The organism is Leucobacter faecis (assembly GCF_054456695.2).
The window spans coordinates 258345-273375 of record NZ_JBTJER020000001.1 but is presented as its reverse complement, the minus strand read 5'-3'; the positions used below and the strand labels follow the sequence as shown (position 1 = coordinate 273375).

Below are 15031 nucleotides of genomic sequence, written 5' to 3'. Positions count from 1 at the left end.
CGCCTGCGGGCTCCCTGCTACGCCGCGTTACCGCGGAATCCGAGCCGCTTCAGCCCCTTATTAATGTGAGCGGCCCAGAGCGGGCCCTCGTAGATGAATGCCGTGAATCCCTGCACGAGGGTGGCGCCGGCGGCCACACGCTCGTATACGTCGTGGGCGTCTGTCACGCCACCCACCGAGATCACGCAGAAATCGGGGTTCGGTTCGGTGGCGCGGATCAAGCGCAGCACCTCGAGCGAGCGATCCTTCAGCGGGGCCCCCGAGAGACCGCCCGCACCGATTTCGGCGACGCGTGCAGCGTCCTCACGCAGGTTGTCGCGGGAGATGGTCGTGTTCGTGGCGATGATGCCGTCGAGTCCGAGCCGCACGGCCAGTTGCACGATACCCTCGATCTGGGTGTCATCCATGTCGGGAGCGATCTTTACGAGCAACGGGGTTGTGCCCGCCGCGCTCTTCACCGCGGCCAAGAGCGGTTCGAGCAGCTCGACCTCTTGCAGCCCGCGCAGGCCGGGCGTGTTGGGTGAACTCACATTGACCGCCAGGTAGTCGGCCAGCGGTGCGAGTCGCTCGGCGCTCCACACGTAGTCGGCGGTGGCGTCTTCTACTTCGGTTATGCGGCTCTTGCCAATGTTGACGCCAATCACGGGGCGGTGGCGCGACATGCGGGCCTTCTCGACGCGGGGAACTGCGGCGGCTGAGCCACCGTTATTGAATCCCATACGGTTGACGAGGGCGCGGTCTCCCACGAGGCGAAATGAACGCGGCTTCGGGTTGCCGGGCTGCGCGTGCCGGGTGAGCGTACCCACCTCGACGTGGCCGAAGCCGATCGCGCCAAGCCCCATGATCGCCGTCGCGTTCTTATCGAATCCGGCGGCGAGCCCGAAGGGGCTCGAGAACTCGAGACCGAGGGCACGCACGCGCAGCGTGGGATCCGGAGCGCAGAATCGGGCGAGCAGCGGGCGCACCACAGGGGCCGCCTGGATCGCCGTGAACGCGAGATGGTGCGCGGTTTCGGGATCCATGCGCCGCAGCACGTTGTTGAACAGTGCCGGGTAGAACCGCATGACTGTGTTACTCCTGATCGTTAGTGGTTGGGGCCGGGCGTGGATGAGCCCGCAGCTCGGCGATCGCCGCGTCAAAGTCGGCGAGTGATTCAAATGCCTGGTAGACGCTCGCAAAGCGCAAGAACGCGACTTCGTCGAGCTCGCGCAGGTGTGGCAGCACCGCGAGGCCAATCTCGTTGGCGTCGAATTGAGCGATGCCTGTGCCGCGCATTGATTCCTCGACCTGCTGTGCCAGCAGGGCGAGGTCGGCATCGGTAACGGGGCGCCCCTGGCACGCTTTGCGCACCCCCGCCATGACTTTCTGGCGGCTAAACGGCTCGACAACGCCCGAGCGTTTGATCACGGTGAGGCTCGCGGTTTCGGTAGTCGTGAAGCGCCGGCCGCACTCGGGGCACTGGCGCCTGCGACGAATGGAGAGACCATCGTCTGCGGTGCGGGAGTCGATCACCCGACTATCGGGGTGCCTGCAAAATGGGCAGTGCATGGACTTAGACCTCGCTTTCGAAGCGCGCACTCACGGCCTCGCCGTGAGCGGGGAGCCCCTCGGCACCCGCGAGCGCCACGAGCGGGGCTTCGAGCGTACGCAGCGTATCGCGGTCGTATCGCACGATCTGCTGCGGGCGCAGAAAGGTGTGAGCGCCGAGCCCTGAAGCAAAGCGTGCTGTGCCTCCGGTGGGCAACACGTGGTTTGAGCCGGCCAGGTAGTCCCCCAGGCTCACGGGCGTGTGCCCGCCCACGAAAATTGCGCCAGCGTCGGTAATGAGTGTGAGCACATCGTCGTCGTGCGTGGTCTGAATCTCGAGGTGTTCGGGGCCGTAGGCGTTGCTGACGCGTGCGGCCATGGCGAGACTGTCGACGAGAATCACGGCAGACTGCGGGCCTGCAAGCGCTGTTGCCACGCGCTCGGCGTGACGTGTGCGAGGCGCCCGGTGCGCAATTTCATCGGCGACTCGCGCTGCGAGTGCGGGCGAGGTGGTCACGAGCACAGAGGCCGCGGCCTCATCGTGTTCGGCCTGGCTAATGAGGTCTGCCGCCACGAAGCGTGCTTCAGCGGTCTCGTCGGCGATGACCAGAATCTCGGTCGTGCCGGCCTCTGAGTCGATGCCACAGAGACCGCTCACGACGCGTTTGGCGGCCGCGACGAACACGTTGCCCGGCCCTGTGACCACATCGACCGGGGCGAGATCGATCTCGGGCACGCCGTGAGCGAAGGCGGCAATCGCGCCCGCCCCGCCAATGGCATAGACCTCGTCAATGCCGCACAACGCCGCAGCCCACAGTACTGCGGGGTGCGGCAGGCCAGCGTTGTCTCGCTGCGCGGGTGAGGCGAGCGCGAGTTCGGGCACGCCCGCCACCTGCGCCGATACCGCGTTCATGATCACAGATGAGGGGTACGCCGCTTTGCCCCCCGGCGCGTAGAGCCCTACGCGCGTGACAGGCTGCCAGCGCTGCGTAATCGTGGCGCCGTCACTCATGTGCGTCACCTGCGTGGCGGGCACCTGCGCGGCCGCGCCGCGCCGCAGTCGGTCTATCAGTTCGGTGAGCGCCGCCTCGATCTCGGACGGACAGTCGCTGAGCGAAGCACGAATTGCCGCGGCAGGCACGCGCAGAGCGTGGCCGGTCACCCCGTCAAAGGACTCTGCCTGCTCGCGCAGCGCCGCCTCACCGCGCCCAGCAACGTCGGCAACGAGCGGGCGCACGCGCTCCACAGCATCGTCGGCGCTGAGCGCCGCCCGCGGAACGAGTCCCAAAAGTTCACCTCGCGAGAGCTCCTGGCCTCGCAGATCAATCGTTCGCATCACCGCTCCAGTCTACCGGGGCGTGCGGGGCGAGCATGCCGAGCCAGGCGAGTTCGCGGGTGCTTGCTACGAGCGCCTCGCGGGCGGCTGCGCCATCAACCTCGAGAATCGTCGCGAGCGCGTCAGCGATCTGGGCCATCGTCAGCTCCCCGTCGCACGCTCCAACGGCCGCCGCGAGCAGCGGATCTGCCGCCACCCGGCGAGCAATTGGACGATCGATGTCGAGCGAAATCGCTCGCGGCGACTCGACTCCGGGCTCGTGCTCGCGCTGTTCTGAGACGGCCGCGTCACGCATCCAACGAAGCTCGAGCAGTTCCGCGTCGCTCATGCGCGCCGCCGCGATGCCGGCGGCGAAGGCCTCCTGGATCGCGCGACCGGGCGCCTCACTCGTGTAGGCGCCCGCAGCCTGCTCGAGGTGCACGAGCGGTTCAGGGTCCTCGGCCTGCGTTCGGGCGATCCGGATCGAGCCCAGCCCAATGCTCACAACACGGCGAGCCGCGAAGTCGTCGAGCCAGTCAGCGACGCGCTCGTCGTAGCCCGCGCTACCCGCTCGCTCGCCGCCGTCGCGCGCCCACATTTGTGCGTAACCGAGCGGGTCGAGCCTGTCGCGCTCGACGACCCAGGCCGCGAGGCCCGGCACACCGGCTTCGCGCAGCCAGCCGCGCACGCGCTCGAGTCCGTTGCCGCCCCACGGGGTTTCCCAGTTAGCGAGGCACACGAGCGTGCCGTGTGGCGCGAGGTGGGTCGCGCCCGCGCGCACGACCTCGGCGGCGAGTTCATCGCCAGCGAGGCCGCCGTCGCGGTATTCGTAAATCGTTTCGCCCTCGCGACGCGGAGTGATGACGAAGGGTGGGTTCGATGCGATGAGTGCGAATTGTTCGCCCGCGACCGGCGCGAAGAGGCTTCCCGCACGAAACTCGATGCGGTCTGCCAGTCCATTGAGCCGCGCGTTTGCGCGCCCGAGCTCGAGGGCGCGGTCAGAGATATCGCTGGCGACGACCCGCTTGTAGCGCCGCGCCAGGTGCAGGGCGACAATGCCGCAGCCCGTGCCGAGGTCGAGCGCGCGACCGGAGGTGATGTCTGGCGAGTCGGTAAGAGGAGGCAGCTGCGCGATCAGTGACCGGGTGGCACCGCCGACCCCCATCACGTGGTCTGGGCGCGCCGGCCCACCGCGCAGGTGATCGTCAAGGTCTGAGACGATCCACCAATCGCACGCGGCACCGTCGTCGGCGACGGTCACGGGGTTAAGCGACAACGCAGCACGATAGGTCGTCTGACCGTCTCGCGCCACAAGCCCGAGGGCCACAAGCCCGGCCACGCCGAGCGCATCTACCGCGGCGGCCAGCTCGACTTCATCGACCGGGTCTCCGAGCAAGAACAGGCGCGTGAGTGTAACGAGCGGGGTGGCAGGGCGTTCGCCGAGCGCGCGCCTGGCGGCCACAGTCACCCCCGCGGTGAGCGCACGGTGTGCGCTCACCCCCAGGAGAGCTTCGACGCTCTCGTGCGTGTACGAAGCGGCAGCTAGGTCTGTCGCCAGCTGGTCAATCAGGTCATCAGTCACGCAGACAAGCGTAGTACGGGTGATTTAGTACGTGCCTGTACTAATTACGCGCCGCCACTATTACGCCCCGCGCTGTTGTGGCTAGTATGCGACGGTGAACCGCGTTCGGCGGTGCGCTGGATTTTCAATCTCGTCTACGACAGCAACCCCAAAGTCTGCGCCCGATATCGTGGAATTGCCCGCGTCGTCAGTGAGCTGCACGTCAGCTCCGATACGGTACTCCCCCGTATATTCGCCCGCCACCCAGGGCCCAAACGAACCGGCGGGGCTCACATAAAACCAGTCAAGCGCCTCATCGCCTGCGCGCAGATCATCGAGCACCCCACCCATCTCGGCCGCTTCGGGCTTTACCGCGTCAGGAAACTCGGGAGCGTTCATCACAAGGTCACCGCCCTCGCTCTGCAGCAAGCAGCCCGCCCCACCGATCACCCCGAGCCGCACACCGGCCGCTGCCGCGTCGACTGCGAGTGCCGCCACCGCGGGGCGCACCCGACCGACCATGTCCCCGCGCGGTGAGATAGCGACGATCGCAACGTCTGCACCTTCAAGCGCGCGAGCACGATCAGCGGCGTTTTCGATCGAACCACTGAGGTAGTGCACGCTCGCGATCTGTTCGGCCGACTCGTGGCGCGTCAAGCACACGACATCGTGCCCGTTCACCGCCGCTACCTCCACGATGTGGCCGCCCGCATAGCCGCTTCCACCAAACACTGCGATCTTGGCCATCTTCGTCCCTTCTTCGGCCCCGCGCGGGGCGTGTGCTCTCCTTTCACCATACTCCTGTGCGCTGCACCGCGCCGCTTCGCAAGCCCTGGGGTGCGGTGCCGTCAGCTGAGGCCGACGTCACTGGCACGCACCGGCGCCGGGAGTCTTGTTTCGCCCATAAGAAACGTGTCGGCGGCTGCGGCGGCCGCACGGCCTTCAGCAATCGCCCACACGATGAGTGACTGGCCCCGACCCGCGTCGCCCGCGACAAACATGCCGGGTACGGTCGTGGCGAAATCGTCGCCGCGAAGCAGTGTGCCGCGGGGGCCCGTCGTGAGGTCTGCCACCGGTTCAGATCCTACAAACCCCAGTGCGAGCAGAATCAGATCGGCTGCTATGAGCACCTCGGTGCCCGCACGCGGCGCGCGACCAGTCGACGTAAACTCGGTCTCGGCGACACGCAGCCCCGTGACACCGTGCTCAGTGCCCTCAAACCCAACGGTAGATGCCAGGTACTTGCGCGCACCCCCCTCTTCGTGCGAGCTCGACACCTCGAAAAGTTGGGGGTGAGTGGGCCAGGGTTGCTCGGCCGTGCGGCCTCGTGCGGGCTTACGCCCAATCGCGAGGCTCGTCACACTTACGGCCCCCTGGCGCAGGGCCGTACCGACACAGTCTGAACCCGTATCGCCGCCCCCGATCACGACGACATGCTTGCCTCGGGCATTAAGCCGCGCGGGCACCGCGGTGGCCGCCCCAGCCACCACAGCCCGGTTTGCCGCGCCCAGGTACGTCATGGCATGTTCAATGCCGGCCAGGTGTCGACCCGCAATCGGCAGCTCGCGGGCGATCGTGGCACCCGTCGCCACGATCACGGCGTCAAAACGGCGGCGTAGCTCAGCCCACCCCATGTCGTGTCCGATCTGCACGCCGCAGCGAAACCGCGTGCCCTCGGCACGCAACTGGGCAATACGGCGCTCCACCAGCTGCTTCTCGAGCTTAAAGTCTGGAATGCCGTATCGCAGAAGCCCGCCCGGCGCCTCGTCGCGTTCAAACACGACAACCGTGTGCCCCGCGCGCGTCAGCTGTTGCGCGGCCGCTAGCCCCGCTGGCCCAGACCCCACGACTGCCACGCGTTTGCCGGTGAGCCGCTCGGGTGGGTGGGGCGCAACCCAGCCCCGCTCGAACGCCTCATCGATGATGTGGTTCTCGATCTGTTTGATCGTGACGGCGGGCTGGTTGATGCCGAGCACACACGCCGACTCGCACGGCGCCGGGCAGGCGCGGCCCGTAAACTCCGGGAAATTGTTAGTTTCGTGGAGCCGATTGACGGCTTCACGCCCGCGCCCGCGGTGCGTGAGGTCGTTCCACTCGGGAATCAGGTTGCCCAGCGGGCAACCCTGGTGGCAGAAGGCGACACCGCAGTCCATGCAGCGTGAGGCTTGCCGCGCCACAACCTGAGGGTTCGCCGGGTCAACAACCTCTCGCCAGTCTTGGAGCCGCAGGGCGACCGGTCGTTTGGGCGCCAGCTCGCGCTCGCGTACATCCATAAATCCATGCGGGTCAGCCACGGGTTGCCTCCAAAATCTCTGTCCATACTGTGCCGCCATCAGGATCGATTCCCGCGGCGTGTGCCCGCTCACGCACCTCGATGACGCGGGCATAACCGCGCGGCACAATGTGGGTAAAGCGAGCGAGGGTGCCTGCGCGATCGCGAGCGAGCTGAGTGAGCAGCGCGCGTGCTGCTGCGGATCCGGTTTGTTCAACGTGCCGCGTGAGGAGGCCCGCGACGCGCGCCGCGAGGGCCCCATCCCCGCGAGCCTCCAGCTGCGCGAGGTTTCTGAGCCAGAGGGATCCGGATCCAAGCTCTTGGGCATTCACGTGCGTCTCGTCTAGGTCGAGCACCACGGCCTCACCACCCGACATACCCGCGCCGAGGTTGCGGCCAGTTGCCCCGAGGATGAGAGCGAACCCGCCCGTAAAGTATTCGAGGGCGTGGTCACCGACCCCCTCCACGACCGCGGTCGCGCCCGATCCTCGCACGAGGAATCGTTCACCGACCTCGCCTGAGATCCACAGGTGGCCGCTCGTGGCGCCGTAGCCGATCACGTTACCCGCGATCGTGCCTGCCGCGCCGTTCGCTGCCTCCGCGGGGTGCGGCCTGATGACGATCTCACCGCCCGAGAGGCCCTTGCCCACATAGTCGTTGGCATCGCCGGTCAGCCGCAGGGTAATACCGGCGGGCAGAAACGCGCCGAGCGACTGGCCAGCCGACCCGGTGAGTGAGATGTCGATGGTTTCTGGCGCTAAGCCCTGAGCGCCCCACCGCCGGGTTACCTCCGATCCCAGCAGCGTGCCGACCGCGCGGTCAGTGTTGCCGACCGGCAGGTCGAAGATGCGTGGCTCACCCCGTTCGAGCGCGCCCGCGCAGTCTGCGAGCAGGCCAGCGTCAAAGTGCTGCTCGACGTCGTGTTCTTGCGCCACTCGAAACCGGCGGCCTGCGGCGCCCGTGTCTGGGCCGTGCAGCAGCGGTGTCAGGTCGAGGCCGTCTGCCTTCCAGTGCCGCACCGCTTCGTTGACGTCAAGGGCGGCCGTGTCACCCACCGCCTCGTCGAGCGTGCGGTAGCCGAGGTCGGCGAGCAGCTCCCGCACCTCCTCAGCTAGGAACATGAAGAAGTTGACGATGTGGTCGGCTTGGCCGGTGAACCGCGAGCGCAGCTCGGGATTCTGCGTGGCGACGCCCACCGGGCAGGTATCGAGGTGGCAGGCGCGCATCATGATGCAGCCCGAGACGACAAGCGGGGCGGTGGCGAAGCCAAACTCTTCGGCGCCGAGCAGCGCCGCGATGACGACGTCGCGGCCGGTCTTGAGCCGCCCGTCGACCTGCAACACAACACGCTCGCGCAGCCCGTTGAGCATGAGCGTCTGCTGGGCCTCGACGAGGCCCAGCTCCCACGGTGAACCCGCGTGCTTCAACGAGTTCATCGGGCTCGCGCCCGTACCGCCGTCGTGGCCCGACACCAAGATCACGTCCGAGAGCGCCTTCGCGACTCCCGCGGCGACGGGGCCGATGCCCGATTGTGACACGAGCTTCGTTGAAATGCGTGCGGCAGGGTTTGCGCGCTTCAGGTCGTAGATCAGCTGCTTCAGGTCTTCGATCGAGTAGATGTCGTGGTGCGGGGGCGGCGAGATCAGCCCGACGCCGGGGGTCGCGTGCCTGGTACGCGCGATCCAGGGGTACATCTTTGTGGGCGGTAGTTGCCCGCCCTCCCCCGGCTTCGCGCCCTGCGCGAGTTTAATCTGAATCTCTTCGGCGCTGACGAGATAGGCGCTGGTGACCCCGAACCGGCCGGAGGCGACCTGTTTGATCTTGCTGCAGCGTTCGGGGTCTTCGAGGCGCTCGGGCGTTTCACCGCCCTCGCCCGTGTTGGACTTGCCGCCTATTCGGTTCATCGCGATCGCGAGCGTCTCGTGCGCCTCGGGCGAGATCGAACCGTAGCTCATGGCACCCGTGGCGAACCGCTTGACGATCTCGGTCGCGGGTTCGACCTCAGAGATGTCGACCACGGGGCGCTGCGGTGAGAACGTGAGCAGCCCGCGCAGCGTCATGAGCTTCGACGCTTGGTCGTTGACGCGCGCCGTGTACTGTGCGAACAGGTCGCGCCGCCCCGTGCTGGTCGCGTGCTGCAGCTTGAAGATCGTCTCGGGGTCGAACAGGTGGGGCGCTTCGCCGCGTCGAAACCGGTACTCGCCGCCCGTTTCGAGCCGCTTGTGAGCAAGCGGGGCGGCATCGTCGGGGTAGGCGGCGCGGTGGCGCGCTGCAACCTCGGCCGCGAGCACGTCGAGGCCGACGCCACCGAGCTTCGTCGCGGTGCCCGCGAAATAGCGTTCGACGATCTCGCTGTTCAGCCCGATCGCTTCAAATGCCTGGGCTCCGCAGTACGACGCCACGGTGGAGATGCCCATCTTGCTCATAATCTTGAGCATGCCCTTGCCGAGGGCCCGGATCAGGCGCGCGGTAGCCTCGGCCTCGGTGAGCCCCTCGATCACCCCGTCGCGCACGGCGAGCCCCACGGTTTCCATTGCGAGGTAGGGGTTCACCGCCGCCGCACCGTAGCCGATGAGCGCGGCCACGTGGTGCACTTCGCGCACGTCGCCCGCCTCCGCGATGAGCGCGACCCGCATACGCTCACCCGTGCGGATCAGGTGGTGGTGCACGGCCGACACCGCGAGCAGCGACGGGATGGGCGCGAGGTCTTTGTTCGAGTCACGGTCTGAGATCACCACGAACTCGGCGCCCGCGGCCACGGCCGCGCTCGCCTCTCGGCACATCTCTTCCACGCGCTCGGCCAGCCCCCGTGAACCGTAATCGACGGGGTACAGTCCCCGAATCGTGACGGTGCGCTCGGTGAGCGGGTCCTCCCCAAAGTGTTGAATGCGGGCGAGCAGGTCACCGTCGATCACGGGAAAGTCGAGGACCACCTGGCGTGCGTGCTCGGCCGACTGGGTGAGCAGGTTCAGTTGCGGCCCCATTCCGGCGCGTAGGCTCGTCACAAGCTCCTCGCGCAAGGCGTCGAGCGGCGGGTTCGTGACCTGCGCAAACTGCTGCACGAAGTAGTCGAACAGCAGCCGGGGGCGCTCGGCCAACACCGCGATGGGGGTGTCGGTGCCCATGGCGGCGATCGGTTCTATGCCGGTGCGCGCCATCGGTTCGATGAGCAACCGCACCTCTTCTTCTGTGTAGCCAAACGTGCGCTGGCGGCGCACAATCGACGCCTGTGGGTGCATGAGCGGCTCACGCTCGGGTTCATCGGCGAGCCGGATCCGTCCCTCACTCAGCCAGGACCCCCAGGGCGCCTGGGCCGCAAGCTCGGCCTTGACCTCGGCGTCTTCTCGTACCCGGCCGGTCTCGAGCTGTACTGCCAGCATGCGGCCCGGGCGCAACCGGCCGCGGCGCGCTACGCGCTCGGGCGCGATGTCGAGCACTCCGGTCTCGCTTGCGATGACGAGCAGTCCGTCGTGCGTTTCGAGTGTGCGGCCGGGGCGCAACCCGTTGCGGTCGGTCAACGCGACGAGCTCTTCGCCGTCGGTGGCGACCATCGCCGCGGGGCCGTCCCACGGCTCCATCACGAGCGAGTGGTACTCAAGGAAATCGACGAGGCCCGGGTCGAGGCTCGGCTCGTTCTCCCACGCTTCGGGCACCATCATTGCGAGCGCGTGTGGCAGCGACCGCCCCGCGCGTACCAGCAGTTCGACTACTTCGTCGAAGCTCGCCGAGTCGCTGCCGCCTTCTGAACAGATGGGCAGCAACTGGCGTACATCGCCCAGCACTTCAGACTCAAGCTGAGCCTCACGTGCCCGCATCCAGTTGCGGTTGCCGCGTACGGTGTTGATCTCGCCGTTGTGCGCCACCATGCGCAACGGCTGTGCGAGGTGCCACGACGGAAACGTGTTGGTTGAGTACCGCGAGTGCACGATGGCGAATCGACTGGTGAATCGCTCGTCAGTGAGATCGGGGTAAAACACGGGCAGCTGCAGCGTCGTCACCATGCCCTTGTACACGATCGTGCGCGCACCAAGCGACGGCAGATAGCAGCCGGTCTCGTGGCCAATGCGCTTACGCGCACGAAACGCTCGACGCTCTAGAGCAGCTTCGCCCGGCGGCGCACCCTCGGGCGCAAGAATCAGTTGCGAGATGTGCGGGGCCGCCCCGGCCGCCGCAACACCAAGCCCTTCGGGCCGCGTAGGCACCTCACGCCAGGCCACGAGGCTCAGACCCTCCTCGGCGGCGATCGCCTCGATCCGGTATCGCATCGCGCGGCGCTCTGCCGCGCCCTGCGGCAGAAACGCGAGACCCGCGAGGTAGCCACGCGCGGGCGGCAGGGTGGCACCGGGGTGGTGGAGTGCAAGCTCGCACCGGATCAGTGCGTCAGGGACGTCGGCGAGAATGCCAGCGCCGTCTCCGGTGCCCGCGTCGGAGCCCACGGCTCCGCGGTGCTCGAGGTGTTCAAGGGCCGAGAGCGCGAGCCGCACCGTCTCGTGCGATGCTGCGCCCGTGAGCGATACGACTGCCGCGAGCCCACAGGCATCTCGCTCGTCGTGCGGGTCATACAAGCCTTGGCGCGCACCCGGTTGACGCGGCATTCGTGCTGGGTCGACAGTCATCGCCGTCCCCCTTCTGGTGGTGGGACTGCGGCGGCCCGGTGTGGGGCTGGCGCGGCGCTCAGGACGTCGGTGTCGCGGCGAGGCACGTCAGCGGGAATGCCACAGTAACACCAGAAAATTCGGCCGGTTGACCAGTTTTGCCAACGATCGCGCATTAAAAGCGCGTAGCCTTTGTTTATGTGAAGATTATTCGACGATTGACGTCGTGAGCCGAACGGCGCTCAAAACTGTAACGACCCCGAAACACTCCTGGCGTGTTCTCGAAACCTTCGAGAACACGCCAGGAGCGGGTCGCCACACCCATCTCGGTGGGCGGGCTGCGCCGAAGGATTACTCGGCGACGCCGAAGCTCGCCACATCGCCAACGAGGCGGGTATTGTCTGCGGGCACCGGCTCAACCGCGGCGAGAGCAACCTCGGCGGCAAACTCGGCCACGTTGTACAGTCGACCAGCCTGCGCACGTCGGTCTTCAATCGCGCCGGGGCTGAGGCGATTCAGCAGGGTCGCGGTGACCGTGCCCTCGATCATGTCGCCCGACACGACCACGAGGTCGATGCCGCGCTCTGCGAGCGCGGGGATCCGCTCTCGCAGCGCGTCTTCGCCCGCGCGCTTCGAGCGGGCGACGGGCTCGTACTCGGGCATCGTGGGGGTCGTGTTAATAAAGTGAGCCTGGTGGCTCGTGACGAACACGACGCGCCCACCCTCGCTCATGAGCGGCAGCGCAGCGTCGAGCACAGCGAGCTGCGCATCACGGTTGAGCTTGAGGGCGTAGTCCTCAGCCATGCCGCCCTCCATGCCTCCCGATGCGTTGAGCACGAGGATATCGAGACCGCCGAAGGCCTCGCGCACCGCGCCCATCATCCCGTCGAGCGACGCGGCATCGGTCAGGTCCGCCCCCTGCACCAGGGCTTCGACGCCAAGCTCACGCAGCTGCGTGGCGAGCTTCTCGGCCCGGGGGGCCTTATTGCGAAAGTTCACGACGACGTTTGCGCCGGCCTCGGCAAAGTAGCGCACGGTGTCGGCGCCCACTCCGCGGGATGACCCCGTGACGAGGGCACGCTTGCCAGCGAGACTGCCAGCTTCAAGAATCTGTGTCACCGAAAACTCCTCATTTTTTTGGTTCACGTCGCTTCAAGACTAGTGGACGGCGCATGCCAGCATCCCTGGCCGACGCCTGGGGCCTACCGCTTCTGCGTCGATGCGAGTACGCTGCAACAAACGGCAAAGGACGCACACCGCGTCCGAGGCTAGGAGGTCCGACATGGCCGATCGTACGCTTCGAGGTTCACGCATAGGCGCGACGAGTCTGCAGGGAGAGGAGGGCGTCAAGCTTTCTCCGCGTCGCGGCGTCGAGTACCTCACCGAGCGCGGCGTGAGATTCACCGTGATGTTTGACGCCGATGCTGAGCCCCCCGCAGAGTGGTACGAGCAGAAGTCGGGCGAGCTCGGGTTTCTTGATGACGATGCGGGCCGCACTGCACGCGCCGAGTTTGAAGATAAGGCTGCTTCACATCGCACCCCGTGGGACATGCTGATCGAACGCCGCTCGATCGAGGAGCTCGAAGAGCTGCTCGAAGAGAGACTAAAACTGCTGCGTGCCCGGCGCGGCTCCAAGAAGTAGCGCACCGGGCACGCCTGCTACTCGGCGCTCGCGGCCACGGCCGCGGGCGCCGGTTTTATTGATTCGCGCCATCGCCTCTTCGTACCGGCACTCAACCTCAGCCACGAGCGGTCGCGAATGAAGATCGCGTCAATCGCGATCATCGTGAGCGAGAACCAGGGCAGACCCATCACCACACCGATCGCGATGTGAAAACTCAAGATCCCCGCGAGCGCCACAAGCCGTGTCGGGCGCGTGAGCAGCATCAGCGGAAATCCGATCTGAATGAGAATCGAGCCCCACGCGGCGATCGTAACCGCGGGCCCCCACGTGGTCAGCAGGTCAGAGAGGATCGGCCAGGTGCCAAACCGCATGGTGTGCAGCGGGTCATAGACCGCCCAACCGCCCGCCCACGGTGCGCCCTGCGCTTTGTAGAGCCCACCAGAAACGTAAACGAACGACACCTGCGCGACAAGTGCGACGAGCGCGAGATTGTGCAGCGCTGTGCCAAGCTGCTTGGGGCCGGACCCTTGCGGGAACCACTCCCCCCGCTTCGCCCTGCGGCGAGCGTCAAGCGACCAGCGCGCGGCGGGGTCAGCAAACAAGAGCAGGATCATAGCGATGCGCTGCATGTTGTCGCTCTGGTCACCCACCATGTCATTCATCTCGATGAAGCTCACCCAGCCGATGAAGAACAGCGGTAGCACGATGCGCACCCGCCAGCCGAGAATAAACAGCACAGCGAGGCCGATCAGCACGAGATAGCACGTAGTGAACAGGGCGTCGTTTGCCGCCACCTTGTTAAACAGACTGAACAACCAGATGTTGGGAAAGTCGCTGATCGGCTGAGCAATCTCGCTGTTCCAGGCGGAGCCCGACCCGAACGTGTACAGCCGCGTGCCAAAGTTTGACAGCAGCAGCCCGAGCATAGCGAGACCGAACACGATACGAGTGACTGCGAGACCGTAGAGTGCCTTCTTGCCGTCAAAGAGCCACTTGTCACACCACTCGATAGCGGCGCCCAGGCCGTCGAGTACCGCATTCCAGACCCCGCCAATCACGGAGCCCGCGAATACGCCCAGGCGAACGATGGGGTTATTTGTGCGTGGTGCGCTCACTGTGTGATCCTCTCGAACTGCGCACGGAAGGTGCGGCCGAAGTTCGCGTCGTTTTGCCCGGGCTCGGTGGTGAGCGCGCGTAGGCCAGACTCGGTCATCATGGGGGCCGGGCGCTCTGCCCCGGGCGTGTGCCGCTCGGCGAACGGAATGATGTTCTGTCGACTCACACGAAACTGCACCTGTTTCACTTCATCGCCCCAGATCGCTCGCGCGACCTGTGTGGCGTACGCCGTCGACAGATGCTCTTGCGCGATCAGTTCTTCGATCGCCGCCTCATCAGCATCATCGCCGAGCAGATCGGTGCCGTCGCCTTCGATCGAGCCAGCCAGCAGCGCTTCGCGCAGCTCGCTCTCCCAGTTCTCGCTCGTAAACGCGCTCGCCACCGTCTGCTTCTGCCCCTGGCCGAGAGCATCGTAGGCGCCCTTGTACTTTGACGCGACCTCAGACGACTGGATACCCGCGCGAGGCGGAAAAAGGTTGTATTCGATCATTGAGAGTTCAACATCGGTCGCACTCACCCAGCCGGTCTCGACGTCTTGGCCGTCTTCTTCGACGATGGCGCGCACGTTGAAGTGGTAGTCGCCGTTGATAGGTTCGGGAGCGAAGACACTCCACGACTGGCCAAAAAATGGAATCATGTACGACGTGAGCATGTTGCCCGGCACCACCTCGCGCAGTGGCGAGTAGGGTGCGATCCACAGGAATGAGGCGAACACCTGCCACGCGGTCAGCACTGTGGCCAGGCCAGCAAGCACACGCACCCACGGTTTCACCGTGCGTGCAGGCGCGCTCTGCCTGGTCTCTTGGTTCGTCTCGGCCGCCCCAGTGGACGCTGTTGTCGCTGCCGGTTCTACCGGGTTCGCTGCCTCTGCCCGCTCTACCGGATCTGCTGGATCAGTCAGTTCTGTCGGTTCTGCCGGTTCTGCCGGTTCTGCCGGTTCATCAATGGTTTCGGTCACCGTCCCTGGCGGCGCGGTTGCTGTGTCGTCGCTCATGGTTCCCCCTATCACTCGCTTCTCAGC

General features: G+C 66.3%; 11 protein-coding genes. 1 reads left to right on the top strand and 10 read right to left on the bottom strand.

The features are described 5' to 3' along the window. Positions 1-17 precede the first annotated feature (17 nt). The 8 genes from ACXR2W_RS01230 to ACXR2W_RS01195 all read right to left on the bottom strand — a co-directional run bounded on the left by ACXR2W_RS01230 (position 18) and on the right by ACXR2W_RS01195 (position 12389). Positions 18-1064, bottom strand: a complete 1047-nt coding sequence (locus ACXR2W_RS01230) for a quinone-dependent dihydroorotate dehydrogenase (RefSeq protein WP_458812400.1) — start codon at positions 1062-1064, stop codon at positions 18-20. Positions 1065-1071: 7 nt separating this feature from the next. After that, positions 1072-1548 carry a transcriptional regulator NrdR gene (gene nrdR / locus ACXR2W_RS01225; protein WP_458812397.1) on the bottom strand — a complete coding sequence of 159 codons (477 nt, stop codon included), beginning with the start codon at positions 1546-1548 and terminating at the stop codon, positions 1072-1074. Between the two features lie 4 nt (positions 1549-1552). Then, positions 1553-2863, bottom strand: a complete 1311-nt coding sequence (gene hisD / locus ACXR2W_RS01220; protein ID WP_458812625.1) for a histidinol dehydrogenase — start codon at positions 2861-2863, stop codon at positions 1553-1555. Beyond that, positions 2850-4424: a DUF7059 domain-containing protein gene (locus ACXR2W_RS01215; protein WP_458812394.1), complete on the bottom strand. Its 1575-nt coding sequence runs from the start codon at positions 4422-4424 to the stop codon at positions 2850-2852. Before ACXR2W_RS01215 ends, hisD begins: the two co-directional genes overlap by 14 nt. A gap of 81 nt (positions 4425-4505) precedes the next feature. Continuing rightward, positions 4506-5150, bottom strand: coding sequence for an NAD(P)-dependent oxidoreductase (locus ACXR2W_RS01210; protein WP_458812391.1), 645 nt, complete (start codon positions 5148-5150; stop codon positions 4506-4508). A gap of 101 nt (positions 5151-5251) precedes the next feature. Then, the gene (locus tag ACXR2W_RS01205) at positions 5252-6697 is read right to left on the bottom strand and encodes a glutamate synthase subunit beta (RefSeq protein ID WP_458812388.1); all 1446 of its coding nucleotides are present in this window, start codon (positions 6695-6697) and stop codon (positions 5252-5254) included. Continuing rightward, the gene (gene gltB, locus ACXR2W_RS01200; protein ID WP_458812385.1) at positions 6690-11291 is read right to left on the bottom strand and encodes a glutamate synthase large subunit; all 4602 of its coding nucleotides are present in this window, start codon (positions 11289-11291) and stop codon (positions 6690-6692) included. Before gltB ends, ACXR2W_RS01205 begins: the two co-directional genes overlap by 8 nt. 330 nt (positions 11292-11621) lie before the next feature. Beyond that, positions 11622-12389 (bottom strand): SDR family oxidoreductase, encoded by a 768-nt coding sequence (locus ACXR2W_RS01195; protein WP_458812382.1) that lies wholly within the window; start codon positions 12387-12389, stop codon positions 11622-11624. 163 nt (positions 12390-12552) lie between these two features. On the opposite strand from ACXR2W_RS01195, the gene ACXR2W_RS01190 reads away from it, so the two are divergent. After that, entirely contained in the window at positions 12553-12912 is a 360-nt protein-coding gene (locus ACXR2W_RS01190; protein WP_458812379.1) for an RNA polymerase-binding protein RbpA, read from the top strand. Positions 12913-12929: 17 nt separating this feature from the next. Here ACXR2W_RS01190 and ACXR2W_RS01185 read toward each other — a convergent pair whose 3' ends face one another. After that, on the bottom strand, positions 12930-14009 hold the full coding sequence (locus tag ACXR2W_RS01185) for an HTTM domain-containing protein (protein WP_458812376.1): 1080 nt from the start codon (positions 14007-14009) through the stop codon (positions 12930-12932). Further along, positions 14006-15004: a DUF5819 family protein gene (locus ACXR2W_RS01180; protein WP_458812373.1), complete on the bottom strand. Its 999-nt coding sequence runs from the start codon at positions 15002-15004 to the stop codon at positions 14006-14008. Before ACXR2W_RS01180 ends, ACXR2W_RS01185 begins: the two co-directional genes overlap by 4 nt. Positions 15005-15031: the final 27 nt, after the last annotated feature.

What these genes read in the sequence shown, in the direction of transcription:
- ACXR2W_RS01230 (WP_458812400.1), bottom strand. Translation starts at nt 1,064, where the DNA reads ATGCGGTTCTACCCGGCACTGTTCAACAACGTGCTGCGGCGCATGGAT.
- nrdR (WP_458812397.1), bottom strand. Translation starts at nt 1,548, where the DNA reads ATGCACTGCCCATTTTGCAGGCACCCCGATAGTCGGGTGATCGACTCC.
- hisD (WP_458812625.1), bottom strand. Translation starts at nt 2,863, where the DNA reads ATGCGAACGATTGATCTGCGAGGCCAGGAGCTCTCGCGAGGTGAACTT.
- ACXR2W_RS01210 (WP_458812391.1), bottom strand. Translation starts at nt 5,150, where the DNA reads ATGGCCAAGATCGCAGTGTTTGGTGGAAGCGGCTATGCGGGCGGCCAC.
- gltB (WP_458812385.1), bottom strand. Translation starts at nt 11,291, where the DNA reads ATGACTGTCGACCCAGCACGAATGCCGCGTCAACCGGGTGCGCGCCAA.
- ACXR2W_RS01190 (WP_458812379.1), top strand. Translation starts at nt 12,553, where the DNA reads ATGGCCGATCGTACGCTTCGAGGTTCACGCATAGGCGCGACGAGTCTG.
- ACXR2W_RS01180 (WP_458812373.1), bottom strand. Translation starts at nt 15,004, where the DNA reads ATGAGCGACGACACAGCAACCGCGCCGCCAGGGACGGTGACCGAAACC.